The sequence below is a fragment of the Acidaminococcus sp. genome (assembly GCA_022482815.1).
Lineage (GTDB): Bacteria > Bacillota > Negativicutes > Acidaminococcales > Acidaminococcaceae > Acidaminococcus.
This window is the reverse complement of record JAKVOM010000001.1, coordinates 213,788-240,437: the sequence shown is the minus strand read 5'-3', so window position 1 is coordinate 240,437 and position 26,650 is coordinate 213,788. Positions and strand designations below refer to the sequence as shown.

20 protein-coding genes and 1 pseudogene are annotated in these 26,650 nt (G+C 48.3%); 18 read left to right on the top strand and 3 right to left on the bottom strand.

Annotated elements, in window-relative coordinates; translation table 11 throughout:
* Nucleotides 1-9: 9 nt before the first annotated feature.
* From LKE33_01095 to LKE33_01075, 5 genes are all read left to right on the top strand, one after another.
* The gene (locus LKE33_01095; GenBank protein ID MCH3949523.1) at nt 10-297 is read left to right on the top strand and encodes a CidA/LrgA family protein; all 288 of its coding nucleotides are present in this window, start codon (nt 10-12) and stop codon (nt 295-297) included.
* Nucleotides 290-973 (top strand): LrgB family protein, encoded by a 684-nt coding sequence (locus tag LKE33_01090; protein MCH3949522.1) that lies wholly within the window; start codon nt 290-292, stop codon nt 971-973. The genes LKE33_01095 and LKE33_01090 overlap by 8 nt, the downstream gene beginning before the upstream one ends.
* A 16-nt stretch (nt 974-989) precedes the next feature.
* A complete protein-coding gene (locus tag LKE33_01085) occupies nt 990-2,048 on the top strand; it encodes a glycosyl hydrolase family 18 protein (protein ID MCH3949521.1) in 1,059 nt (352 codons plus the stop codon).
* Between the two features lie 824 nt (nt 2,049-2,872).
* A complete protein-coding gene (locus LKE33_01080) occupies nt 2,873-4,222 on the top strand; it encodes a Sapep family Mn(2+)-dependent dipeptidase (protein ID MCH3949520.1) in 1,350 nt (449 codons plus the stop codon).
* Nucleotides 4,223-4,251: 29 nt separating this feature from the next.
* On the top strand, nt 4,252-5,817 hold the full coding sequence (locus LKE33_01075) for a YfcC family protein (protein MCH3949519.1): 1,566 nt from the start codon (nt 4,252-4,254) through the stop codon (nt 5,815-5,817).
* Nucleotides 5,818-6,370: 553 nt separating this feature from the next.
* Here LKE33_01075 and LKE33_01070 read toward each other — a convergent pair.
* On the bottom strand, nt 6,371-7,972 hold the full coding sequence (locus LKE33_01070) for a Ppx/GppA family phosphatase (protein ID MCH3949518.1): 1,602 nt from the start codon (nt 7,970-7,972) through the stop codon (nt 6,371-6,373).
* 256 nt (nt 7,973-8,228) lie between these two features.
* Here LKE33_01070 and LKE33_01065 point away from each other — a divergent pair, with 256 nt between their 5' ends.
* Nucleotides 8,229-9,785, top strand: coding sequence for a hypothetical protein (locus LKE33_01065; protein ID MCH3949517.1), 1,557 nt, complete (start codon nt 8,229-8,231; stop codon nt 9,783-9,785).
* A gap of 3 nt (nt 9,786-9,788) precedes the next feature.
* Nucleotides 9,789-11,903, top strand: a complete 2,115-nt coding sequence (locus tag LKE33_01060) for an RNA degradosome polyphosphate kinase (GenBank protein MCH3949516.1) — start codon at nt 9,789-9,791, stop codon at nt 11,901-11,903.
* A 511-nt stretch (nt 11,904-12,414) separates the two neighbouring features.
* Here the strand turns inward: LKE33_01060 and LKE33_01055 are convergent.
* Nucleotides 12,415-13,662, bottom strand: coding sequence for an IS110 family transposase (locus tag LKE33_01055; GenBank protein ID MCH3949515.1), 1,248 nt, complete (start codon nt 13,660-13,662; stop codon nt 12,415-12,417).
* Between the two features lie 458 nt (nt 13,663-14,120).
* On the opposite strand from LKE33_01055, the gene LKE33_01050 reads away from it, so the two are divergent.
* From LKE33_01050 to LKE33_01020, 7 genes and pseudogenes are all read left to right on the top strand, one after another.
* On the top strand, nt 14,121-14,429 hold the full coding sequence (locus tag LKE33_01050; protein ID MCH3949514.1) for a hypothetical protein: 309 nt from the start codon (nt 14,121-14,123) through the stop codon (nt 14,427-14,429).
* 564 nt (nt 14,430-14,993) lie between these two features.
* Nucleotides 14,994-15,545, top strand: a complete 552-nt coding sequence (locus tag LKE33_01045; protein ID MCH3949513.1) for an adenine phosphoribosyltransferase — start codon at nt 14,994-14,996, stop codon at nt 15,543-15,545.
* 54 nt (nt 15,546-15,599) lie between these two features.
* Nucleotides 15,600-16,826: a peptidase T gene (gene pepT / locus LKE33_01040; protein ID MCH3949512.1), complete on the top strand. Its 1,227-nt coding sequence runs from the start codon at nt 15,600-15,602 to the stop codon at nt 16,824-16,826.
* 401 nt (nt 16,827-17,227) lie between these two features.
* Nucleotides 17,228-17,824, top strand: a complete 597-nt coding sequence (locus LKE33_01035; GenBank protein ID MCH3949511.1) for a Vitamin B12 dependent methionine synthase activation subunit — start codon at nt 17,228-17,230, stop codon at nt 17,822-17,824.
* 141 nt (nt 17,825-17,965) lie between these two features.
* Nucleotides 17,966-19,471, top strand: a pseudogene (locus LKE33_01030) (homocysteine S-methyltransferase family protein).
* 201 nt (nt 19,472-19,672) lie between these two features.
* Nucleotides 19,673-20,320, top strand: coding sequence for a cobalamin-dependent protein (locus tag LKE33_01025; protein ID MCH3949510.1), 648 nt, complete (start codon nt 19,673-19,675; stop codon nt 20,318-20,320).
* A 251-nt stretch (nt 20,321-20,571) separates the two neighbouring features.
* Nucleotides 20,572-20,988, top strand: coding sequence for an endonuclease domain-containing protein (locus LKE33_01020; protein ID MCH3949509.1), 417 nt, complete (start codon nt 20,572-20,574; stop codon nt 20,986-20,988).
* A gap of 153 nt (nt 20,989-21,141) precedes the next feature.
* On the opposite strand, the gene LKE33_01015 is transcribed toward LKE33_01020, so the two are convergent.
* Nucleotides 21,142-21,828 (bottom strand): hydrolase, encoded by a 687-nt coding sequence (locus LKE33_01015; protein ID MCH3949508.1) that lies wholly within the window; start codon nt 21,826-21,828, stop codon nt 21,142-21,144.
* A gap of 144 nt (nt 21,829-21,972) precedes the next feature.
* Here LKE33_01015 and LKE33_01010 point away from each other — a divergent pair, with 144 nt between their 5' ends.
* The 4 genes from LKE33_01010 to hydE all read left to right on the top strand — a co-directional run bounded on the left by LKE33_01010 (nt 21,973) and on the right by hydE (nt 26,395).
* Nucleotides 21,973-22,605: a TetR/AcrR family transcriptional regulator gene (locus tag LKE33_01010; protein MCH3949507.1), complete on the top strand. Its 633-nt coding sequence runs from the start codon at nt 21,973-21,975 to the stop codon at nt 22,603-22,605.
* Between the two features lie 270 nt (nt 22,606-22,875).
* Nucleotides 22,876-23,622 (top strand): gamma-glutamyl-gamma-aminobutyrate hydrolase family protein, encoded by a 747-nt coding sequence (locus tag LKE33_01005; GenBank protein MCH3949506.1) that lies wholly within the window; start codon nt 22,876-22,878, stop codon nt 23,620-23,622.
* Nucleotides 23,609-24,919 (top strand): APC family permease, encoded by a 1,311-nt coding sequence (locus tag LKE33_01000; GenBank protein MCH3949505.1) that lies wholly within the window; start codon nt 23,609-23,611, stop codon nt 24,917-24,919. The genes LKE33_01005 and LKE33_01000 overlap by 14 nt, the downstream gene beginning before the upstream one ends.
* 357 nt (nt 24,920-25,276) lie before the next feature.
* Nucleotides 25,277-26,395, top strand: coding sequence for a [FeFe] hydrogenase H-cluster radical SAM maturase HydE (hydE, locus tag LKE33_00995; protein MCH3949504.1), 1,119 nt, complete (start codon nt 25,277-25,279; stop codon nt 26,393-26,395).
* Nucleotides 26,396-26,650 lie beyond the last annotated feature (255 nt).

The window sequence follows — 26,650 nt, the reverse complement described above, 5'->3', positions numbered from 1 at the left end:
GATGTCAAAGTGCCGTATAGTGTCATTAGTCTGTTGATTTTGACGGCACTGCTATATCGAAAAATTATCCGGCCCGCGCAAATTTCGAATGTGGGCGGATTCTTCATCCGCAACATGGGAATCTTCTTCGTGCCCGCCGTAGTGGGTGCGATGGAGTATGTGGAAACGCTCAGAAACTATCTCGTCCCGTTTCTTGTCATCACACTTGTGACGACGCCGCTCGTGTACGCAGTGACGGCGTGGACCGTACAGGTGTGTATGCGCCTGCAGAAGCGCAGAGGTGGCACCCATGCTTGACGGATTAACCCAATCTCCTTTTTTCGGATTGACGCTGATTTTTGCTTGCTGGGTTCTTGCTGTGAAACTGCAGAAAAAGACCGGATGGCTCATTGCCAATCCCGTGTTCACTTCCTCCATCATGATTGTGATTATCCTGGCCGTGACAGGGATTCCGCTGCGCCATTTCCAGGCGGGCGGCCGTCTTATTTCTTTGCTTCTTGGCCCGGTGACGGCCGTGCTGGCTCTTAATATTTATCAGCAAAAGGAAGTGCTGCGGGAAAATTTCCTGCCCATCCTCATCGGCTGTGGTATGGGGAGCCTCGTTAGTATAGCCGCAGCGTGGTTTTTATGCCATTTCTTTCAGACGAATGCTGTTTTTTCCGCTTCCATGCTGCCGAAAAGTGTGACGGCTGCTATTGCCATGGGTATTTCGGAAAGCGGCGGAGGTATTCCGGGCATTACGGCAGCGTCCGTAGTAATGACGGGTATCGAAGGCGCTGTGCTGGCTCCATTTTTTGCCCGGTTCTTTCATGTGACGGATCCTGTGGCGGAGGGCGCTGCTATCGGGGCGTGCAGTCATGCCGTGGGTACGACCAAGGCGCTGGAAATCGGTGAGATTCAAGGGGCCATGAGTTCGATTTCTTTATGTGTCTGCGGCATCATCACGACGGCACTGGCGCTTATATTCATGTAAAAAAGAGGGAGGAGCAATGAAACGATTTTCTTTTGCAGGGGTACTGCTTCTTACTTTTATGATAGCCTGCAGCGCCAGTTGTGCCGGCAAGAAGGAAGTGCCGGAGAAAAAGGTACCGGAAAATCCTCAGAAAATCAGTCTCGTCTGGCAGCATAAGAATGATCCCAACGTGGACCTGTCAACGCTGGATAAGGTACCCGGAGTCAATGTGGTATCTCCGGTCTGGTACAAGGTGATCGGCGAGTACGGCCTCGTACAGGATAATTCTGTAGAAGGCTATGTGGAGCGGGCTCACCAGAAGGGGTACCAGGTGTGGCCGCTTATTACGAACAGCTTCGATCCGGACTTGACGCATAAAGTCCTGCAGGATCCTCATTCTCAGGGCTATGTGATTGAGCAGCTTGTCGCTCAGGCGGAAAAGCATGGTTTTGACGGGATCAATGTGGATTTTGAAAACATCTATGAAAATGACCGCGATGCACTGACCTCTTTTGTGCAGTATCTGCGCCGCCGGACAAAGGACAAGGGACTTGTGCTTTCTATGGATGTGACCGTACCGAGCGATAATCCGAACTGGTCGCGCTGCTACGACCGTAAGGCACTGACGAAGGAACTCGATTATCTCGTCCTCATGACGTATGACCAGTATTCGCGCCTCAGTACTGTACCAGGCCCGACAGCTTCCTTTAACTGGGACGAGGACCGGCTGAAGGCGACCCTTGCTAAAGGTATCCCACCGGAAAAGGTAGTGCTTGGGATTCCTCTCTATATGCGTCTGTGGAAGGCTGAAGCGGGGAGCGATAAGTATCGGGCAAGTACGCTCGACATGCTGCATGCCGATCTCCTGAATCAGGAAAAAGGCAAGCTGCTGAGCTGGCGGCGTGAATGGCTGCCCGAAGAAAAGATGTTCCGCTGCTCTTACGAAGAAGATGGGTCGAAATATGTCTTCTGGCAGGAAGATGCGCTGAGCCTTTACTATAAGACCCGTCTCGTGAGCCGGTATAGTTTGGCCGGTACTGCCGCCTGGAGGTTTGGGTTTGAGACGCCGGATGTGTGGGTACTACTGGAACATTAAAGGTAAAGGCACCTCAGATAATCTGGTGCTCGGCTGGCCTCGCACGCATCTTATCTGAGAGCTTTTTCTAAGGAATTTCACAGAGCGATTTGCAGAATCCAACCGCATGGACTTTGTCGGACCGGGCTGCGACCACTCGACGTACGTCTTTTGTACGACGTCGTGGCCTCAGCCCGGTCCTTCGCGTCCCTGCGGCTGTCTTGCAGCAAATCTTCTGTGAAAATGGAAATAATAGCGGTGCTTGAGAGAAGCATTTTGCTGAATAAGTAAATTTGGTGTTTTGGACAACTTGTAAAACAAAAGCGTCTTCGCTTTCTTTTGCATCTACGGCTGTTTTGCAGCAGAGTCCATCAGAAACAAAATAAAAAGCATGCGTGACATTGGGCATACTTTTCTTAATGCAGCGACGAGGAGGAACTGCGTGAGCTTCCCATTCTGCCGAAGGCCAATGAACTGCCAGATGCAATCTATATCAAGAATCCGCCAAAGTAACTGCTCGCACGAATGTACTAACCACCATCCGCTAACCACCAACCACTTCTGCACTTGCCTCGGGCTTCAGCCCGTCATGGGGTTTCGGATTTCAGACACCAGACTGATGGAAACATTAAAAAGCACTTGCGGACATAGTATTTAGAGTACAAAGAAAATGAAGAACTATTCTTGAAATAATGTTCGGATAGCGTTTCTTTTGTTACGATTCATTGTATTTTTGTCGTATTATGGACGCTTTATTTTTAAAATAGAAAATGCAGGAAAGGGCGAAAAAGAAATTATCTGATAATTATGCAAAATTATTAATATTTTTAAAAGGAGGAACGACAATGACACCAGAGCAAGAGAAGCAGTATTACGCCCAAATGGAACAGAATTTCCCGGAGTTTTTAAAAGCGATGGAGAAGCTGGTTTCCATTCCGAGCTATTTGGAAGAGGACACTTATCCTGATGTGCCCGCTTTGCAGGAGGTCCTGAAGGCGACGCTTGCCATGATGAAGGACATGGGATACCGTACATATGCTGATCCCGAAGGGTATTATGGCTATGCTGAAATCGGGGAAGGGGACACTTTAATCGGCGTATTGGGTCATTTAGACGTAGTGCCGCCGGGACTGTCGTCTGACTGGCATTCTGATCCTTTTAAGGTAGACTATAGAGATGGCAAAGCTTACGGACGCGGCGTGCAGGACGACAAGGGCCCGACGCTGTCTGCTGTCTATGCCATGAAAGCCCTGCTGGATGCTGGGTTCAAACCGAATTACCGGCTGCGCTTCATCTTCGGTACGGATGAAGAGAATCTGTGGCGCGGAATCAAAAAGTATATGGAAAAAGAGGAAAAGCCGAATTTTGGATTTACGCCTGATTCAGTTTTTCCTCTTATTTATGCAGAAAAAGGGGTGCTGGATCTTATCCTCCATGCCAAAAATGAAAGCGGCCTTGTCTTTAAAGGCGGCGATGCCTACAACGTGGTACCGTCCTATGTGAAGGCTCCGTATTCGGAAGCCTTGAAGACGGCCTTAGAGCATCTTCATTATGAATACCGCATAGAGGCAGATGGCAGCATCGGTATTTTAGGCAAGAGCATCCATGCCAAAGACGCGGAACTGGGTGTCAACGCGATTCACCATTATCTGCTGGCTCTTGATGCGATGGGACATCCGACCAAGGCAGGCGCTTTCGTAAAAGATTGTCTGGAAGGACATAAATTTGCGGAACCGATTTTTGGAGAAGTCAAGGATGAAGCTTCCGGTGAACTGAAATTCAACATTGGAAAGATCGAACTGACGCCGGAAGAGGAAACGCTTTATATCGATATGCGTATTCCGGTTACCTACCCGAAGGAAAAAGCGGTGGAAGCCTTGAAGAAAAAAGCTGCCGAATACGGTTTCATCTATGAAGAGTTTGACTGGCTGAAACCTGTTTATATGCCGCTTGATTCTCCTATTATTACTAAACTTGTGGCTTCCTACCGGGAAGCCACCGGCGATACGCAGAATCAGCCAATCAGCAGCGGCGGTGCGACGTACGCACGGGCTATGGATAACTGCGTAGCTTTCGGCTGCATTCTCCCCGGCGTCGAAAAGAGCGAACATATGCCGAATGAACACATGGTTGTGGACGAATTTAAGACAGCTATAAAAATTTATATTCATACATTCTATAATTTCAACGCTTGAAGGTACTCCAGTTTCGGAAAGAAGGTTCTATGATGCCTGAACAAAAGAAGAAAAAATCCAAGATGCTCAGTTCGTATTCCATTGTTTTTCTGGTCCTGATTCTTGTGGCTATACTCACATGGTTTGTACCGCAGTCCGTCGTCGTTACGAAGAACGGTACAAAAGAAATTATCTACAATGCCATTATGGTAAAGGGTAAAGTGGTGGCCGGACAGGGCCTGCAGCCGATGGGTCTGTGGGATATCCTCGCTGCCCCGGCTAAGGGTTTTGTAAAGGCCGCTCCTGTCGGCTTCGCCATCCTGATGGCAGGTTCGTTCCTGCACATCATGAATTCAACGGGAGCTATGAGCGCCGGTATCGGCTGGCTGCTGAGACACTTCACCGGTAAGACGCTCCTTATGGTGCTTGTCTTTGTGTCTTCCGTCTTTGGCTCTGTGTATGGCTTGTGGGAAGAAATTCCGGCTTTCTCCATGATGGTTGTGCCCCTGTTTATACGGGCCGGATATGATGTGATCACCGGTATCGGCGTCCTGACAGTCGGTGCCACGGCAGGGAATATGGCCAGTGTTGTGAACCCGTTCTCTGTCGGTGCTGCCGTCGGTGCCATCGGTACGGAAGGGCTTTCGATGGGCAGCGGCATTATGCTGCGTATGGTAGTGTTTGTCGCTTTGACGGTGGTGGCCATCATCTACGTACTGCGTTATGCGGCTATGGTTAAAGATGATCCTTCCCGTTCCGTTGTGTACGGTCTGGATGTCAATACGTTTGTGGATGAAGAAAAAGCAGAAAAACATGAAGAAATTACGCGTCAGCAGGCGATGTCCATCGGACTTCTCGTTTTGATGGTCCTGGCCCTTGTATGCGGTTATATTCCTTGGGATTCTATTAAATTCGCGGATGGGTCTACTATGAAGGACATTATCAACCTTCCGTTCACTACACTTGCGCAAGTGCCGTTCCTGGGGAATTTCTTCGGTGCCGGTCATTATACGCACTTCGGTGATTGGTATTTTGATGAATATGCGTTTGTCTTCTTTACGGGCGCTCTGCTGCTTGGCGTGATCAACAAGATGCCTGAGGAAGAGTTTGTTCACGAATTTGTAGAAGGGGCTCGTGAAATGCTTGGCGTCATCCTGGTGCTGACGATTGCCAACGCGATTTCAGTCATCATGGGCAGCAAGACTGCGGGCATGTCCGTAACGTTTGTGTACTGGATTCAGAATGCCCTGTCCGGTGTGCCGTCCTGGGCCTTTGCCATTGCCGCCGCTGCTTCTTACCTTGGTATCGGGTTCTTTATGCAGTCGACGAGCGGTGTAGCCGGTATCACCATGCCGATTCTGGGCGCAGTGGCTTATGCTCTGTTCCAGTCTGCACCGATTGGTTCCATCGGCGGGCAGATTATGTTGATCTCCGCATTCACCATCGGCCTGAACTTCACTTCCGCAATTTATCCGAGCGCAACCAACATGGGTACCTTGGAACTCTACAAAGTGCCTTACAATCACTATCTCGGATTTATTCTGAAAGCTGATATTGCTATGCTCATTGTCGGTGTCATCATCGTCTCGATTGCACCGTCCTTAGGGATTTTGTAATTAGGCAGTCATAAACAAAGAGGCTGTGAAATCATGAAAAATCATCATTTCACAGCCTCTTTTGTTTTCATAACGTCGCCTGCGAGTAGCCTTCCGTAGTCCGACCATGGAAGAAAACTTGCAGAGTATTTTTTTGAACTTATAAGGATTAAGACTAATATCCAGATTAAACCTCAAAATATCTTCTTTCAGTTTATTTTTTCTACCTGGCCGCAGAGCCAAACACCACTCTGCCGAAGGCTAGCTAACTGCCAGATGCAATCTATATCAAGAATCCGCGAAAGTGGCTGTCTGCACGGGTGTACTAACCCCTGTTCACTAACCACCAACCACTTTATGCCGCAGACCGGCCTAATGCTATATGCCAAATGCGCTTTTTTCACTAAAATATAAAAATCAGCTGCAGGAAAAATTTTCTGCAGATGGTTTTTCATTTGGGCAATACAAAGAGGACCTTCTTCCACTTCACGAAGTGAAGTCGGAGGAAGGAGGACCGCTTGCGGTGGATGGTAGCCTTACCCCCCACGCACAACTGCAAATCAGAAGTGCTTTTTTATTGACGCTGCTGATTTACAACTTCTTCTACTTTCACATGATTCCTCACCGGCGAAACCGGAGCGGCTTTGGGCACGCCGGCTTTGACGAGCAGGGTCAGCGGACAGCCCAGGGTCTTGCGGATCCATTTCATCATGGCGTTCAGGCGACTCAGCTCCATGGCCGGATCTACCCGGGCGATGAGGGTCAGCGTAGCCATGCCGCTGTTCACACGAGCCTCGATGTTTTCAACGACACCGCTCTGTGTATAATCCAGGCATTCGGCCATGGCCAGGAGCAGTGCGGCTTTGCTCAGTTCCTGGATGTCATTTTCCGTAAGGAGCTTGCGGTATGGTTTATTGCGCAGATAGGTGCGGTTGATACCGTGATGCCAGGCCGCGATGATGGAGGCAAAGACCACGTCCATATGGCTCAGCCCGAAAAGACGGCTGTTTTCAATGATGTAGCCGCTGTGGCGGGTGTGGTTGTAGAAGTTAATGGTAATGCCCGAATCATGGAGCAGGGCAGCGGTTTCCAGCAGCGGCCCCCAGCGTTTCGGATCCAGTTGATGCAGTCTCTGCCAGCCGCGGAAAAGTTCCATGGCAAATTTTGCCACAAGGCGGCCGTGCTGCTCATCCGGGCAGTACATATGAATCATATCATTCTGGCTTTCCTTCAGGATATCCGGAATGATGAGCGGGCGGGACGTGTGCTGGTGCAGATACTGGCAGAACAGTCCTTCACGCAGACCGCAGCCCGAGATGATAAATCTTTTCGATTTGGCTTTATCGGCAATGCCCTTGATAATGGAAGAACCTGCCAGAATGACGTCGGCACGATCCGAAGACAGGCCGGGAATGCGGCGGCGCAGAGGCGGAGCCGTAGAAGCCATACTTTTGTACCAGTCTTTGAAATCATTCAGGTCAAACTGGAAATTATGCAGTTTGGCCGTGAAATATTTCTGCCGCTTTTCTTCGACTTTGCCGATGGAACGAGCTGTACCGCCGACGCCGACAAGAGGCAGACCGCAGTTGTCGAGCCAGGGTGTCTTGGACAGCTGATCTGTAATCAGCTTGTTCATGATTTTCATGTCTTCGGTACTATTTGAGCCGTTTTGACGGCTGGCTTTTGTTAAGTTGACACAGCCGATGGGCAGACTGATGGAATCGACAAGCTTTCTGTCGCGGACCAGGATGACTTCGGTAGAACCGCCGCCCAGGTCGAAGATGACGGCATCTTTTACGTTGATGGTATTGATGACGCCGAGATAACTCAAGTAAGCTTCGGTTTTGCCGGAGATGATTTCCAGATCGATTCCGGTTTTTTCTCTTACAGATTTAACAAGCTTGGCACCGTTTTTTGCGTTTCTGATAGCGGCTGTAGCGACGGCGATGATTTCGTCCGTGTGGAAGAAGTGGCACATGGAGGCGAAACCTCTCAGACAGGTGACAGTAGCAGAGAAGGCCTCTTCCGTCAAATATCCATTTTTGTCAGTCTTGAGTGCCAGCCGCAGCGGGTCTTTCTGGTTATAGGCCAGACGTGAACCTTTGGACTCATCAATTTCCATGATGACGAGGCGGGCTGAGTTTGACCCGACGTCAATGATTCCGATTCTTTTCATATCCGTACCCCTTTGTTTGGGAACTATCTTCCTATATCATGGCATATGGTTGTAAAGTTTGTGTAAAATGGGAGCATTTATGTGCCAAGAGTGATAGAATAAATTCGAATCCGATTATTTTGTATTAAGTATAACACGGATTATGATTTTTTTTCATAGACAAGACGCCTGATTTTAAATATAGTCATTCATATTGAATCGGCGGTTTTTTTATGCGCGAAAGCGAAATCACCGGTATTGGAGGATGGAGGATTCTATGGCGAAGAAAAAAAACTACTCGGCGGCAGTCATCCACTTAGGCTCCGAAAAAGTGACGATGCAGCTGATTCAATACTCCGGGCTGAATGATATCAAAATTCTTGATTCAGCCACCCATGCTGTCAGACTGGGTGAAGAGACGTTCCAGACAGGACGCATTTCCCTGGATACAATCCAGAAAATCGTGACGATCCTGAAGGGCTTCCGGCTGCTCATGAAGGATTATGGAATCCGTTCCTATATCCTGCAGGCGACGACAGCTGTCCGGGAAGCGGAGAACAAGGAGTACTTCCTCGATCAGATTTTTGTGAAGACCGGGTTCAAGATTGACGTCGTCAATATGCCAAGAGAAATCTTCACGAAACTGGCTTCCTTTATGAATGCTATGGGCATCCGTACTACAGAGGAACTGCCCGCGGCCAGCTGGCTGATGGTCGATATTTCTTCCGGGGGCATGGGCTTTACCTATATGGATAGTGGTGAAATCCAGTATCAGCAAAACCTGCATGTCGGGCTGATTCGCCTGAAGGAATATTTCACGCGCAATGAACAGGCGAGCATCCATTTTGAGGATGCCCTGAAAGAGTATATCGCAGCGCACATTATTCCGGTAGCAGAAGAACTGGCGGGCAAAAAGATGGATTCCCTGATTTTGAGCGGTGCCGAAGGTATGTTCATCAACAAGATGCTGCGCAAGCGTCCTGACACGCAGGGTTTTATCCATATTACGCTGGACGAACTCGAAACGCTTTATAAGCGCGTTCACACCCTGACGAAGGACCAGATGATTAAACTTTATCATCTGACGGATGGAGAAACGGAACTGGCCCTGCCGGCTGCGGCACTGTATTATCAGCTGGCTGCCCTGGCAAAGACGAGCCGGATTACCATTCCCACAAGCCGCTTTATCGACGGCATGAAAACGCTCTATATTGCAGGACAGACCGATAAAGAGTTCATCCGCCTCATGCAGGAACTGCAGCTCAGTCAGATCCGCGGCATCGGTCATCGTCTTTTCTATAATAAAAAACACGCAGACCTGGTGGAAGGTTTCTGCTGCTCACTTTTTGCCGCCCTGGCATCTTCCCAGGGGCTGGATAAGGCGGATTTGCTTTATCTGCGCGCGGCTGCTGCTCTCCACGGAGTAGGCAAGTACCTGTCCCTGCGCTCTCATAATTTGTATAACTATGAAATCATCCGTGACGCGGACCTCATTGGTTTCAGCCGGGAAGAACGGCAGATGATTGCGGAGATTGCTTTTCTTTATTCCGTGGATTCCCTGGATTCTCAGGCCGTGGAATTGTATGAACGGCATATCAGCATTACGCCGCGGGTGGCAAAATTGGCGGCTATCCTGCGTATGGCAGATTGTCTGGATGTCAGCCGGAAGAACAAAGTGGCGAAATGCAAGGCATCCATCAAGGATAATAATTTTGTCGTGAAGGTCAGGAGCAGGGAAGACTTTTCCCTGGAACGCTGGACCTTTGAAAAACGGGGAACGGTTTTCGAAGAAGTTTACGGCCTGAAGCCTGTACTAAAGCAAGAGGAGGTTTAATCCATGTCTGTTGTGGATCTGACGAAACCTGAATACTACATCAACAGGGAACTGAGCTGGCTGAAATTCAACCTTCGCGTGCTGAAGGAAGCCGGTGTGAGAAGAATTCCCCTTTGCGAGCGCCTGCGCTTTGTTGCGATTTCCGCGTCCAATCTGGATGAATTCTTCATGGTTCGTGTCGCCGGTCTGATCAATCGCCAGGCGAGCGGCATTGAGCGTCCGGATATGGCCGGACTGACTCCGACGGAACAATTGAAGCGCATCGCTGTGGAAGCGCACAGCGAAATGAAGCTGAAATATCATTATTTATTCGCCCTGCTCAAGGAATTGGAACAATATGGTATTTGTTTCAAGAGAGTTTTTGAACTGACTCAGGAACAGCACCAGGAACTGGAACGGTATTACCGTGAAGATGTCTTCCCGGTGCTCACACCGATGGCCATCGATGCGGCCCGTCCTTTCCCGTTCCTTGCCAATAAATCCCTGAATATCGCCGTGGAACTGCGCGACGAAAAGAATGAACAGAAGATTGCCTTCATCCAGGTGCCTTCCGTCCTGCCGCGTTTTCTGGAAGTCAAAGGGCAAAAGGGAGAAAGGCTCTTTGTCTTTCTGGAAGACATTATCATGGAACACTGCAAGGACCTGTTCAAGGGCCTTAAGATTGTGGATATGGTTACTTTCCGCATCACCCGTGACTCCGACCTCGAAGTCGATGAAGATGAAACGCACGACCTGATGAAAGAAATCGAACTGTCCTTGAAAAAGCGGAAACGGGGCAGTGCTGTCCGGCTTGAAATCAATCCTCAGAGCGGTAATTTCCTGAAAGATTTTCTGGTGAAGAACCTTGAATTGGAAGAACAGGACGTCTATGAAATCAGAGGACCGCTGGATTTGACGTTCCTCTTCCGTTTCATTGGCCTGCCCGGCATGGAACGCTGGTGTTTCCCGCCATTTTCGCCGCAGCAGCCTGCAGAACTGCCGACGTATGATCATCTTTTTGACCAGATCCGCGAACATGATATCCTGCTGCACCATCCGTATGAAAGCTTTGATCCCGTCGTCAAACTTGTGGCGGACGCTGCGGAAGATCCGAATGTCCTTGCCATCAAGCAGACCCTGTACCGCGTCAGCGGCAATTCTCCCATTGTTGCGGCACTTGCCCGCGCTGCCGAAAACGGCAAGCAGGTCACGGCACTGGTGGAATTAAAGGCTCGTTTTGATGAAGAAAACAACATTGTCTGGGCACGCCGCCTGGAACGTGCCGGCTGCCACGTCATTTATGGTCTTGTCGGACTTAAGACGCACTCCAAAATTACGCTGGTAGTACGCAAAGAACCGGAAGGCATCAAACGGTACGTCCATCTGGGCACCGGCAACTATAATGATAAAACCGCTAAAATCTATACGGACTTTGGTCTCCTGACGGCCAACGACCTTTACGGTGAAGATGCTTCTGCCTTCTTCAACGTACTGAGTGGTTATTCCGAACCGCCCGCATTCCATAAACTCATCATGGCACCGTTGGGGCTGCGCCAGAAAATGTATGACCTGGTGGACCGGGAAATCCAGCACGTGAAAGAAGGCAAGGGAGGTCACATTATTGCCAAGATGAACTCCTTCATGGATCAGCCCATGATTGAAAAGTTCTATGAGGCTTCCCGGGCCGGCGTGAAGATTGAGCTGATTGTCCGCGGTATCTGCGGCCTGATTCCGGGCCTCAAGGGCATCAGCGATAACATTACCGTCCGTTCCATTATCGGGCGCTTTCTTGAGCATCACCGCGTGTATTATTTCGCCAACGGCGGACACGAGGAACTCTATTTATCCAGTGCCGATATGATGCATCGTAACTTGAGTGAACGTGTGGAACTGATGTTCCCGATTGAACGGCCGGAACACATTGCCCGCATCAAGGAATTCCTGAATTTCTGCCTGCGGGATAACCTCGGTGCGCACGTCATGCTGACAAATGGTACTTATCGCCGCGTTACTTCCCATGGCCGCGAACCTGTCAGCGCCCAGGAGAGTATGATGAAATGGGCGATTGAGCATGCGCCTAAGAAGGAGATGCCGATGGAGCAGAGGTTGAAGCCTGTGTATCATAAAGCAGAAGAGTGAGAAAAAGGCACCTCAGATAATCTGGTGCTCGGCTGGCCTCGCACGCATCTTATCTGAGAGCTTTTTTTAAGGAATTTCACAGAGCGATTTGCAGAATCCAGACGCATGGACTTTGTCGGACCGGGCTGCGACCACTCGACGTACGTCTTTTGTACGACTTCGTGGCCTCAGCCCGGTCCTTCGCGTCCCTGCGCCTGTCTTGCAGCAGAGTCCATCAGAAACAAAATAAAAAAGCATGCGTGATATCGGGGCACACGTTTCTTGATGGGGCGTACGCCTTATTTTTATCTTAAATCATTGCTTTTGAAAAAATTTGCAACCGAAATTTCAGCAGTACTTTCGCCCTCTTGGTTCCCTGATTTTGGGAAATAAGAGGGCGGCCGCTTGCGGTGGGTGTTTAGTCGGATAACAGGAATTGGCCCGATAAAGCGCCTGTAAAATTTAAACTAAACTTCCAATTAGGTGGGACCTCCTTTCAAGCCGCGTTGCGGCTTCGAAAGGAGACTAACTATCATATGTCAAGTGCAAAATCCTGTGAATCGGAGCCAGTATTTATCTGCCTTTGAAGCATTAATTGAGCAGGTGTTTTGTATGGGATTCCTCTCGTTTGAAGTGCATAGATTAGACGTACTAACTTTTTAACTACGTGAGAGATTGCTATATAGAAATGTTTTCCTTCGCTTAATTTCTTTGCCAAATATTCTTTGTAAGCTGGTTCATTTTGGCAGACGAATCTTGCCGCATTGAAGAGAGCATGACGTAGATATCGTGATCCTCTTTTCTCCATATGGGCACTCGGTCCTATTCCACTCCGCCGGCCTGACTGGTTCTTAGAGGGCGCAAATCCGGCATAGGCCAGTATCTTGTCGGGGGAGGAAAATCTGGAGAAATCCCCAATTTCTCCTAAAATTGCGGACCCTGTAGCAATACTAATCCCAGGGATTGTAAGTAACGGTTCTTTACGTTCCTCTAACAGTTTTTTAATTCTGGACTCAACTTTTTGAATTTGTTCGTTTTTTACCTCAATATCGTGTATTGTTTCCACTACATTAATTTCAGTAGATATATCGCTTTTGCCCAGACCTACGGAATGCCTTGCAGCGTTACGAATCTGCTCAGCCAGATCCATACTTAACCTGCCTTTGGATGTTTTGTAGATAATTTCTTTCATGTGTTTCAAATTTGCGTTCGCCATTTTCTCGGGAGTGGGATACTCCTTAAGGAGAGCGTGAGCGGTAGCAGAATCCAGGTTTATGTACTGTGGAAGTTCAGAAAAGCTAGTATCAATTATACGGGTAAGGGTTTGCTTTTTTAGAGACCGTTCATGAACCCATCCAAAGCGAGTCCTGGTTAGTGACTTCAAGACTTTATTGTGGTATTCTTGGGGTACGTAGGGCTTGAGGTCTAAATCGGACATAAGTATGCAAGCAATGAAGTGTGCGTCAATGCGATCGGTTTTAGTTTTGCGAAGGCTATGACTCTTTCTGTATTGATCCGTCAGCAGAGGATTGAGAACGCAGGTTGCTAGGCCATTGTTCAACAGGAATCTGGTGATGTTCACACTATACTCTCCGGTGGCCTCCAGCCCTGCTTTTATATTTTTTACCGATTGATTGTAGGAAAAAATTCGCTTTAGCAGGTGGTCATAACCATTCCGGGTATTGGGGATCGTGAATTCCTCGTAGTCGTCCTTATGCTCAGAATCAAGGATGCAGCAGTCGTGTTTGCTCTTAGATACATCAATTCCAACGTAGATCATAAAAAGACCTCCTCAAAGATAAAGATATGATGCTGAGTCCACAAACTCTTTGCCATGTATCCTTGTTCTATATAAACCGTCTGGCGGTATCTAACTTATTAACATCGCTGCAAAGAGCTGTGGTCGGAATCTCCATAAAACCGTTTATCGGTAGGAGGACATTAACCAATCCACAGCATCTTTTACAGTGTAGCACTTTATCCCCAAAAGGAGGTAAAGTCCTTATTCATATGATACAAGGAGAACCGCAGTCAGCACTGACGGCAGGAAGTGCTGATGAGTGCGGTGGAGGATAGCTTCTTTTAACCTTTAGGCTTTACAATCGACCGGTAAAGTCAGCCTTTGCCACCTGTCAAAAGCAGTACCGATTTTCACCACTTTCCTATAGCGTTGTGATATAATGTTTACATTATAGATTGCTGTATAATTTATGATAAATAGAGGATTGGAGTGTCTTTATGGCAACGAAAATGGTAACACTTAACTATAAGGGCCAGTATGGCTATTTGGAATACGATGAGGAGGCTAAAAAGTTTTCCGCACACCTGGAAGGGCAGGCAGAAGCTGAAAAAGCAGTGCTGGACTTTTTGGCAAAGCCTTTGACTTTAAGTGTTCCCAGGGATGAGTGTACCTATCATTTTGAAAAGAAAACGGTGAATGCTGCCGACAGCTGGGAAGATGCCAAGCTTGTACTGGGCCGTCTGTGGGAAAACACGGAAGTGCTTGTCGAGTGGAGCATGCCTCCTAAGATGGCAGAAAATCTTTAAAAAACGAATGGAGGAAAACTGTTGTTCCCGATTATACGGGCAAAGTTTTCCCCTTTTGTTTGTCTTTGTATAAATTCCGAATTTCAGGGCTGTATTGCAGGGACTTCAGCAAAGAAAAAAGCAGTTATTGTGAAATATGATGCTGCCCGGAATCAGCCTGCGGCAGGCTTGAATTCTTCTGCACCCGCCGGGTTATGCACTGACTTATCCACAACGACTGTGGATAATGTGGATAACTGTGGATAAGTAAAATTAAGTTGTCCACAAGTCCGATGGGGACTACAAAGCGCTTGTGGATAATTTTTACGGCCGGAACCGGACAGTGAAAAAATCGAACAAAAGAGCCGGAAATGCTGAATTTATGCGGGAGTAGATGACTGCTTAGTCAAAAAAATAACTTGACTTTTTTGCTTTTCGATGCTTTAGGAACAGTAAAAAATTAAAAGTTATCCACAGGTTTTCAAAAGCCTTGTGGATAAAAAACTGTGGATAAGTCCTCTGCAGACTGATGATATGGGGACTGCTGCAGTGGATAAATTGATTTTGTCCAAGGGAGGCAATAGAATGGCTGATCGTTTTTATGAGCTGAAAGTGGCCGGATGTACGCGCAAGCTGCCGATTCTTCCGATTTCACCGACGCTTGCCATCGCAGGATTTGTGATTTTGGGAGATGTAGAGCTTGTCAGCAATGCGGCAAAGGAACTGGTGAAGTATGTTCCTGAAGGTACGGATTATCTTGTGGCCGCTGAAACGAAGGGGATTCCTCTCGTTCACGAAATGGCCCGCCTCATGGGTATGAAGCGGTATGTAGTGGCCCGCAAATCTATTAAGGCTTATATGGAACATCCGCTTGTTGTGGAAGATGAGTCCATTACGACAAAAGGAAAACAAATGCTGGTGCTCCAGGATGCAGATATTGAATTGATCAGGGGAAAGAATGTGCTTCTCGTAGATGATGTCATCAGCACGGGTGGTTCCATGAAAGCACTGGAGGAACTGATGAATAAGGCCGGAGCTCACATTATGGGCCGTGAGGCCATTTTAGCCGAAGGGGATTCCATCGGCCGCAAGGATATTACTGTATTGGCTAATCTCCCGCTTTTTAAGCCGGAGTGAAGGCTTGAAAATGCTTTTGGGGATCAATATGAATAAGAGAAGGAGAAATTTATAATGAAAACAGCTGTAGAACGTTTCCTCAATTACATTCAAACGGACACGACCTCAATCGATGATGCCAAGACGTACCCTTCCAGTCCGAACCAATTGGTGCTGGGCAAGGCGATTGCCGAAGAACTGAGGGAACTTGGACTTCAGGATGTCGAACAGGACCAGTATGGTTACGTGACGGGCACGGTTCCGGCCACGGCGGAAGGGGCACCTGTCATTGGGCTGATCAGCCACTTTGATACGAGTAACGCTGTAGCCGGCGGCCCCATTCATCCGCAATTCGTGGATTATAAGGGCGGAGATGTCGTCCTGAATGCCGATAAGCAGATTGTGATGACACCGGATGTTTTCCCGGATTTAAAAGCGATGGTTGGCAAGCGCCTCATCATGACAGACGGTACGACCCTTCTCGGCGCTGATGACAAGGCGGGGGTTGCTGAAATTGTGACGCTTGCCGAGCGCATGATGAATCCGGCGGCTCCGAAGCATGGTAAGATTCGCATTGCTTTTACCCCGGATGAGGAAGTGGGCAATGGTACGGAATATTTCGACCTCAAGAAATTCGGTGCGGACGTAGCCTACACGGTGGACGGCGGAGCTCTGGGCGAACTGGAATATGAAAATTTCAATGCTGCACTGGCCGTCGTTACCATTAATGGCGTCAGTGTTCATACGGGCGACGCCAAGGGACAGATGATCAACGCAGCAGCTGTGGGCTGTGAGTTCCAGAACATGCTGCCGGAAAAAGAACAGCCGGTCTATACGGAAGGCTATGAAGGGTTCTACCATTTATCATCCTTTAAGGGCAGCGTGGAACACTGTGAACTGAAATATTTGCTCCGTGAGCATGACAGTGCAAAATTCCAGGCACAAAAGGATAAAGTCAATGCCATTGCAGCCGCACTCAATAAAAAGTGGGGCGAAGGTGTGGTCTCCGTTGCAATTAAAGACCAGTACCTTAATATGAGACCTGTCATTGAGCAGCATATGGAACTTGTGGAGGAAGCCAAGAAAGCTTTCGAAGCCTGCGGCGTTACGGTAAAAATCCAACCAATCCGCGGGGGTACGGACGGTGCCCGTCTCAGCAGGATGGGACTGCCTTGCCCGAACCTTTCAACGGGAGGTTATCTCTTCCATAGCCGCTATGAATTCATTCCAGAAGCATCCCTGGGGACTATGGTGGATGTCCTGGAAAAGCTTGTCTGCGGTCTCTGCGGCAGCGGCAAATAAGCTGCGTAAAGAATAACTGCAGGATGCACCGGTCATAATTTCAGCACCGGGGACCGGCCTGCGTTGAAGCCGTCTTTCCGGTGCTGAAGTGTTCAGAGCCGCAGGTATACCTCCTGCCGGCCGTCTGCCTTTTGGCCGACTGCTCTCGGCACAATTCTGCAAAGCATTGCCTGCTGTTTTGCGCTGCTTCGGGTGGGTCTTCAGGCTATTTTCTATATTTTGTAACATATTAGTACATAAATATGTCGTCTTAAAGGATAATTTTTCAGAATTTAATTATTTTTTATTGTTTTATAGTGAATCTTATTATACAATGTACCCAAAGCAAATACATAACATAATCTAATAGTACAATTTATTTGTTAACCATTATACTGCGGCTGAAAGCGGGGGAACATATAGTGGAGCCGGTAGCTGTTCCATTTCATGAAAGGGAGGCGCTTCTCTATTTGGGAGCGGATCCGGAAGATAAAGAAGCAGCTGTCCTGGTCGATTGTGCTTTCCTGATGCTGCGTAACGAAATGCAGCCTCGTGCGGCCGCCAAAAGATTTTCCTATGCCGTAGTTACAGGGAAATTCGGACGAGAAACAGGGGTGCTTCTTTCCGGTGGCGTTACTTTATGCAGTTCTTTTTTAGCTCATCGGTTAAAGGGGTGTACCTCTCTTCTTGTTTTTGCAGTTACACTGGGCTACCGAATGGATGCGGCCATCAGCCGTATTACGGCCCAAAACTCCGCAGAGGGTGCTGCGGCGGAAGCCGTGGGCAAGGCGCTTTTGGATGCGTACCTGCACAAGCAGGAAGCTATTTGGAAAAGTAAATTACCCGGTTCCCGGGGATTTTTGCCGTGCATCTCTCCCGGGACGGAGGATTGGCCTTTCAATGAGCAGAAGAAAATTTTTGCTTTGCTGGAAGGTACGGAAGTAACCGATTTGACAGCCTGTGCGGAGAAGGGAGTTTTTCCTGCAAAATCCGTGGTTGGCGTAATTGGTATATATTGATGCAAAATAAAAAGGGCAGGAAAAAAGGGTACAACTTTCTGGTCTCCTGTTAAATTGCCCGTAATGAATGGAGGGAATCACATGAAATTTCTGGACGCGCTACACTCAAAACGACTCTTTTTCGACGGTTCGATGATGACGATGCTGCAAACTTCAGGGCTGCCTTTGGGAGAACGTCCAGAGCTATGGAATTTATCCCATCCTGAGGTTATACAGGCCCTTCACGAAGAATATGTTCGCCGGGGTGCGGATATTTTAAAGACAAATACGTTTGAGGCGAATTCCCTCAGGTTTTCTCCGGGAAAAAATACTCCGAGTGTATCGGAAATTGTGGAAGCGGCTGTCTATAATGCCAGAAGAGCACTTCAGATGGCATGGAAAGACGGCTATGTGGCCTTAAATATAGGACCATTGGGACGTATTCTTGAACCGTACGGCGACCTACCCTTTGCGGATGCAGTGGATTATTTTGCGGAAATTGTGGAAGCCGGAAAGAAAGCAGGCGTCGACCTCATCCTGATTCAGACGATGCGCGATACCTATGAGGCCAAAGCAGCAATGCTGGCGGCACGGGAACATTCTTCGCTTCCGACGATTGTGACATATACCTTTGATGTGAACGGTAAACTGCTTAATGGAGCAGATGTGGAAACGGCTATGGTACTCGCGGAAGCTTTCGGTGCTACCGCCTGCGGCTTTAACTGTGGAATGGGACCTGCCCAAATGCAGCCGCTTGTCAAACGTGCAAGGGCAGCGGTCAATCTGCCGCTTGTAGTGAATCCGAACTGCGGATTTGCTGCCTATAGTCCGCACGAGCGCGTCGGTGAGATTGAACCGGATGACTATGCGGAAGCTATGCTTGGTATGGTGAACGATGTCTCCATCATGGGCGGATGCTGTGGAACCACGCCGATGCATATCGAAAAAGTCGTGAACAGGGTCAAGCGTATCCCTTTGCCGGAAATCCGGAAGGTGGAAGTGGCTGAAGCGACGGGCTGCGGGACGCTGGTAAAATTCGGAGGCATGCCGGTCATTATCGGGGAACGGATCAATCCGAAAGGAAAGCCGGACCTGCAGAAGGCCTTAGTATCGGGGGATTTGGAATATGTCTGCCAGCTCGCCCTGGAACAAATCGAACGGGGTGCCCAGATCCTTGATGTGAATGTGTATATTCCCGGGACGGATGAAGCAGCGCTGCTTACAGAAGTCATTAAGAGACTGCAGTCGATTACGCCTATTCCGCTGATGATTGATACAGCAAATCCACAAGCCATGGATCAGGCGCTGCGCATCTATAACGGACGACCTATCCTGAATAGTGTGGATGGCAGTAAAGATTCTTAGCAGAAAGTTTTACCCCTTGCCAAAAAGTACGGTGCCCTTGTAGTCGGAGTTTGCATGGATGAAAATGACATTCCGCACACCTATGAGGAACGGATGGCCATTGCCTTGAGAATTATTGACGCAGCAAAACAAGAAGGCATTCCGGAGCAGGATTTACTGATTGATCCGATTACCGTTCCCATTGGTACAAGTCCTCAAAATAGCCAGACTGTTTTGAAGATGGTCAGCGAGCTGACACGGAATGGAATCAAGACCATCCTGGGTATTTCTAATATTTCCTATGGGCTGCCCTATCGTGAGGCTGCTAACTGTGCTTTCTTTGCAGAAGCTATGCAGGCAGGAGTGAGCGCCGTTATTATTAATCCGAATCAGGGGACGATGATGGGGACATATGTGGCGCATGGAGCTATCAGAGGATTTGACAAAGGCTGCCGGAAGTATATTGCCTATTATGAATCCGTGCCGGGGGACGCAATGGTTTCACGGCCAATGCCTAAATCATCGATGCTCGATTTGGAAAAGCTGTCTTTGGGGGAAGCCATAGAAAAGGGGTATCCTAAAGCGGCCGTCAGTGCTGTCCAGAAATTGCTGGAGACGCATGAAAAACCGGTGGATATCATCAATCATGAGATTGCTGAAACTTTGGATAGTATCAGTGCTAAGTTTAAGGAAAAGAAGATTTATCTTCCCCAGTTATTGATGAGTTCGGAAGCGGTCAATGCAGCCTTCAATGTACTTCATGATAAGCTAGGATTTGCCGGTTCGCAGGAAGAAGGCAATCAGGAGGTCCTCCTTGCCACCATTCAGGGTAATTTCCAGAATGTGGGAAAGCATATTTTACATTTACTTCTGCGCCATTGTGGATATACCGTGACTGATCTTGGCAGTAATGTGTCTGCGGAAACGGTTGTGCAAAATGCACTGGAACATCATGCCAGGGTAGTTGCACTCAGTGCGCTTCTTCCTTTTGCAATTCCTGAAATGAAAAAATGCGTGGAAGAGGTGCACCGGAAGGTGCCGGACTGCAAGATCATCGCGGGCGGGCCAATGCTCACCGAGAAGGATGTAAAGGATATTGGAGCGGACTGCTGGGCACCCAATGCCGTGGAAGCTATTCACTTTGTCAGACAAGTATTTGCTGATAAGAAGTAAGGAACCGCGGAATAGTGTGCTTTAATTGAATATGTTAAAAACAGGAGTTGTGAATCCTATTATGGATTTTCACAGCTCCTGTTTTTGTTGCCTGTAGGAAAAAACTGTTTATCTTGCGGGCAGTGATGCCTATTTCCCCCCCCTTACTTCCATTTTTGGTCCATTCACATCCACGATTCACATTTTTATGCTGCCTTCGTGTATAGTAGCAGTATCACTAAAATTTATTTTCTATATTATTGGAGGTACTCATGATGAGAGCAAGAGATGAAGTTTCGTACATTGAATATGATCAGCTTCGGTATCAAGCCAGAATAATGCGCAAAAACATGAGCGTGGAGGAGAAGACTTTATGGTATCAGGTTCTTAGGAAACTTCCTGTGCACTTTACACGGAAAAAAGTTTTGTATCACTTTATTGCTGATTTTTATTGTGCAAAGGCTAAATTAGTTGTCAAAGTCGATGGCACTGAGCACTTTGAGAAAGCAGTGATGGCATATGATCTTCGGGAGAACGCATTTCTCAAGAGCAGGGGTTATGAAGTTATCAGATTTTCAGAATTGGAAATCAGAAATCATTTGTATACGGTAAAAGTGAAACTGCGGAAAGTATTGGAAGCAAGACTGGAAGGAGAATTCCCAAAAGCCGCAAGTAACGGTAAGTCGTAACTTGTATCAAAAATCCGCTAAAACAGGTACTCGCACGGTTGTAATAACCACGGGCCGACTGCGGAAAGCATGAAAACGGGGCTGTGAAATCATGCACGTGCATGATTTCACAGCCCCGTTTTTACTTCTAATCAGCTATTTACTACGACACGCTCAGTCTTCGCGGAGACTATCCATCGGTTCACCGGTCTTCGTAACTTCCACGGCCTTGGCATAGCTTTCAAGCAGCAGGCCATAGTTCGTGAAGATACGAGCCCAGACGAGTGCCCATTTTTCCCAGTCGTCACGATGCCAGGTCTTCTGGAGTTCGGCAATAGCAGAAGCCGTATCCATAGGAACGACACCAGCTTGTACCATGCGGGCGAGGGAAACTTCTTCGGCCATCTTGGAATAGGTACCGGAAGCATCCGGCAGGGCAAAGACCTTGTAGCCGTCCTGAACAGCGCTGATAGCCGGGAAAGCCAGGCATACGCTCGTTACGGTGCCGGCAATGATCAGGGTCTTGCGGCCCGTTTTCTTGACAGCTTCTACAAAAGCCGGGCAATCCCAGGAGTTGATTTCGCCGCGGCGGGCAACGTATACTGCATGAGGAGCTGCTTTATGGATTTCCGGAATCAGAGGACCGTTAGGACCTTGAGGAACGGAAGCAGTCGTGATGACAGGAATGCCTGCGAGCGTAGCTGCTTCTGCGAGGGCGATAGCATGGTCACGTACCCGTTTGAAGTCCATGTCACGGATGCACTGGAACAGACCGCTCTGATGGTCGATGAGCAGAAGGACGGCATCAGACGGATCAATCTTCGGGGCTTTTCCGTTGAAGTTTTTGAATAATTCTTCCATAGGTATCTCTCCTTTACAATAAGAATCTCTTTTTAAATTATATCAAGACAAAATATTTTTAATCAATGAACAGAATTCCAAAAATGTATGGTTTTTTGGATGAGAACTCTAAAGGATGGTACAATAAAAAAGGAGGTGTCACCTATGAAATCCGATCGACCCACTATGCGTTCAAGTGGGACAAAAACATTGCTCAAGGATACTTTCCTGGAAATGCTAAAAAAGATTCCTTTTTCCAGAATCCGTGTGACGGAGCTTTGCCGCAGAGCCCATGTGACACGGGGGACTTTTTATGCTCATTACGTCGATATCTATGCCCTCCTCGAGGATGTGATGCAGGACGCTATGATCTTCCTGGATTCGATTACAGACCGTAACTGCTGTGAATCTTTTGATGACTTGTGGGAGGTAGCAAGACAAAATAATCTTGCCGCCTTCAAAGCCTATAATGATCGCCTTCCGCCTTGTTACCGTCTGATTGACATTCCGAAGTATCGTCCTCTCATGCAGGATGACGATCTTGCATCTCTGCTTGTCCAAAGAATCTTTGACAAAGAACGGAAATTCCTTGTTCCATTTTTGATGAAACGACAGGGCGTCTCGGAATTCATTGCCGAAAATATTTTTTGGTACGTTGTCAATGGATCCATGGCCGTTAATAAACGCATTGGCTGGTGCAAGAATCAGCACTGGTATGAGCTGCAGTTACAACTGCTTCGTTTTGCCTTGGGCGGCTATGACAGTATCGGTCCGGAAGGGACTGTCGGGAAAAAGTAAGTAGCCGCAGGGCGATTTGCCATAAAATAATAAATAAAAGAATCGGATCCTTTAGGGGTCCGATTTTTTATGAAACTACGAAATGGTGGGCTTGGCAGCCGGGCATGGGTACCTGTCTGCATATGAGTGCTCATAAAAACTCTTTTCTGATATAACATAACATATTATAATAGAAAATCGGGGAAAATTGATTCGCAGGGTGAATCAATTCTTCCCCGTATTATATTTTGAATTTGTTATGTTTATAGTAGGAAAGGAGTGTGAACACATATGACAAGACCGTTTATCGGTGTATCTGGAAGTCATATGGTAGATGGGGGAGGAACATTTCCGGGATATCACAGATCTTATGTAAACCACGATTATATCCGCTCGGTTACAGAAGCGGGCGGGGTTCCCGTTATTGTCCCTTTTAATGAGGACGAAGAGGCAGTAAAAGAAGTGATGAGCCGTGTTGACGGACTCGTTTTAAGCGGCGGGCATGATATTTATCCGCTTCTTTATGGGGAAGAGCCCTGCCGCCAGATTGGACCTGTATGGCCGGCACGGGATCATTTCGATATGCTGCTTCTGCAGGAAGCAGAAAAAAGAGGTATCCCGGTTATTGGTATCTGCCGCGGTATGCAGATTATCAATATTGCGCATGGCGGTACGCTGTATCAGGATTTGTCCAAGGATGCCCGGTCTTTTGTCAAGCATTCCCAGAATCAGGATCCTGCTACGCCGACCCATACAATCGAAATTGAGCCGGACAGCCGGCTGGCGAAAATCCTGGGCCGTACGGAATGGGTAACGAATACGCACCATCATCAGACCGTGCACGAGGTCGGCAAGGGCCTTGTTGTTACGGCGCGCGCAAAGGATGGAACCGTTGAATCCATCCAGGGAACCGGCGAGAATTATTTGATGGGATATCAGTTCCACCCTGAGATGATGTCTATTAATAATGAACTGGCAAAACGCCTCTTCAAAGATTTTGTACAGGCAGCGGAGGCGGTTATCCATGGCGGGAGATAAAAAAGATAAATTTGGTTTGGTCAGTATTGTTTTGTTAGGTATTAACTCTATTGTTGGTACGGGGATTTTCCTGCTTCCAAACCGTGCTTATGCCTTAATGGGGCCTTCCAGCCTGGTGGTGCTGCTCTTTGATGCTTTCCTGGCGGGATGTCTGGCCTTGTGCTTTGCCGAGACGGCCGGATTCTTCAGCCGCAACGGCGGGCCGTACCTTTACGCCAAGGCGGCCTTCGGGGATTTCTGGGGCTATGAAGTCGGCGTTTTAAAGATGTTCGTCTCCGTCATCGCCTGGGCGGCCATGGCCGTCGGATTTGCTACAGCACTCGGCGCAGCTATCCCGTTCTTCCAGGGGGATACAATGAAGAATATCATTGCGACTGTCATGATTGGCGGTTTGACCATCCTCAATATCGCAGGCGTCAAGGTTTCCAAGATTCTTAACAATGTCATGACCGTGTCGAAATTGGTGCCGCTTTTTGTTTTTATTGCTATCGGTATCTTCTTTATCAACGGCGACAATTTCACTCCCTTTGTACCTGAGCACATGGCTGACGGTGCCGTGGCCAATGCGGCTATCACCATGTTCTTTGCCTATACCGGTTTTGAAGCCATTGCCATCGGCGCTGAAGACTATAAAGATCCGAAGAAAAATCTGCCTCGGGGCATTATTCTGACGATGGTTATTGTAACGATCCTGTACATGCTTGTCGTCGGCATTTCCATCGGCATCCTGGGACCGGATCTGGCTACGGACAAAGCACCGATTCAGTCCGCTTTCGGACGTATTCTCGGGCCTGTCGGAATGTATTTTATCCTGGCCGGCACTTTGTGCTCCATGGGCGGCATCAATATGGCCGAGTCCTTTTACGCACCGCGCGGCTGCACGTCTCTTGCTGAAGACGGTATGCTGCCGGAAGTCCTGAATAAGAGAACGCCCTGGGGAACGCCGTGGGTGGCCTCTGTGGTCATTGCAGTGCTGAGCATTCTCCTTGCCTGGAGCGGCAGCTTTACGACGCTTGCTGCGATCAGTGCTGTATCTCGTTTTACGCAGTATCTGCCGACTTGTCTTGCTGTCATCGTATTCCGGAAGAAATGGAAAGACCGCGAACGGACCTACAAGATTCCCGGAGGGATCATTATTCCGGTCATTGCTATCCTGACGAGTCTCTGGATGCTCTCCAATGCCAAGACCACGCAGCTCATCTGGGGCCTCGGCGGCTGCATCATTATTGCTCCGTACTACCTTGTGTACGCCAATAAGAAAAAGAAAGGACTCATCAAGGAAAGTAAGGACGAGTAAAAGAATGCGGGGTGCTGGTCACCCGTAGATGCAAACCGTAATGCGCTTTGCGGAGGTTAAATAAGAAATCGGATCCCTTGCGGGGTCCGATTTTTTGTAGCTATGTGTTTAGCTTCTTTATGAAAGCGCAGCGACATAGCTTTACAATCAAAGGCTTCACCGACGGCTGCTATCAGCTATCTGCCTTGGCTTTGTATGGCAATCTTGCTCAAGAATCCGCCAAGGGAGATGCCCGACGGGTGTACTAACCACTTGTCCACTAATCACTGTTTTTCCTCTCCTTGACAATACACACTTATTCCCTATACAATGTCGATACTGTTTGCAGATTGCTTTTTTGCATTGAAGGAGGAAGGCATGGAGCTTGACGCTCTTTTACATAAGGAAGAACTGACCCGGGATGATCTCGTCACAATGCTGGGACTGACGGAAGAGGAAGATCGTCAGAAACTCTATGATGCGGCTTATGCCCTGAAGCTGAAATATATTGGCAATGTGGACTATTATCGCGGTCTTTTGGAATTTTCCAATCGCTGCATTAAAAATTGCAAGTACTGCGGAATCCGCCGCGATAATCAGGAAGTAAAGCGCTTCGATACGAGTCGGGAAGATATTCTTGCCATGGCCCGGTGGGCGTACGAACGTCATTACGGATCGCTGACACTTCAGTCCGGGGAACGGCAGGATCCGGAATTTATTGAATTTGTAGAAGAAATCCTGCGGGAAATCAAGAAAATCGGTCACGGAGCGCTGGGGATTACGCTATGTGTCGGAGAGCAGACGGAAGAAACCTATCGCCGCTGGTTCAAAGCCGGGGCACACCGCTATCTGCTTCGTATTGAAACCAGCAATCCTGCATTTTATGCCAAACTGCATCCCCGGGATGGCCATCATGAATGGACGGTGCGCAGGGACTGTATCCTGACGCTCAAAAAAATCGGATATCAGGTCGGAACGGGAGATATGATTGGGCTGCCCGGTCAGACTTTGGAAGATTTGGCCGATGATATTCTTTTCTACAAAAAGCTGAAAATTGATATGATCGGTATGGGACCGTACGTAGTCCATCACCAGACGCCGCTGGGGCAGGAAGTCCTGCGAAACGGCGGTGACTCCTTTGAGGCACGCAAACGCCGCTTTATCCTGGGACTCAATATGATTGCGGCGACGCGGCTTTGCCTTAAAAACGTCAATATTGCCGCTACAACGGCGCTTCAGGCACTGAATCCGATTGGCCGCGAAATGGGCCTTAAGGCAGGAGCCAATATCCTGATGCCGATTGTGACGGTGCCGAAGTATCGAGCACAGTATCTTTTGTACGATAATAAACCGTGTGTGAGCGATACGCCGGATATGTGCAAGAATTGCCTTGAGTCGAGAATTCATTCCATCGGGGAACGTGTCGGCTGGGATGAATGGGGAGATTCACCCCGTTATTTTACGGATCATCATACGTTATTGAATCGGCACCAGTAAAATGGCCGGGGTGGAGCTGCCCTGGCTGATAAAATACGATAAACAGGAATTGTGGAGAAATTCTGCTGCGAATTTTCTTCACAGTTCCTGTTTTTTATTACCACGGGTGGCCGGCGGTCCGAGACACGCGTCTTTTCAATTGCTGCCCGTTATTTTTCGCAGTACTATCTGGTTTTGTTGTACATGATATCGGAATTTTTGACCCTCTTTTTTCTGCATTTTCCCTCAAATCATTCTTTGTATACGTGTTGTTTT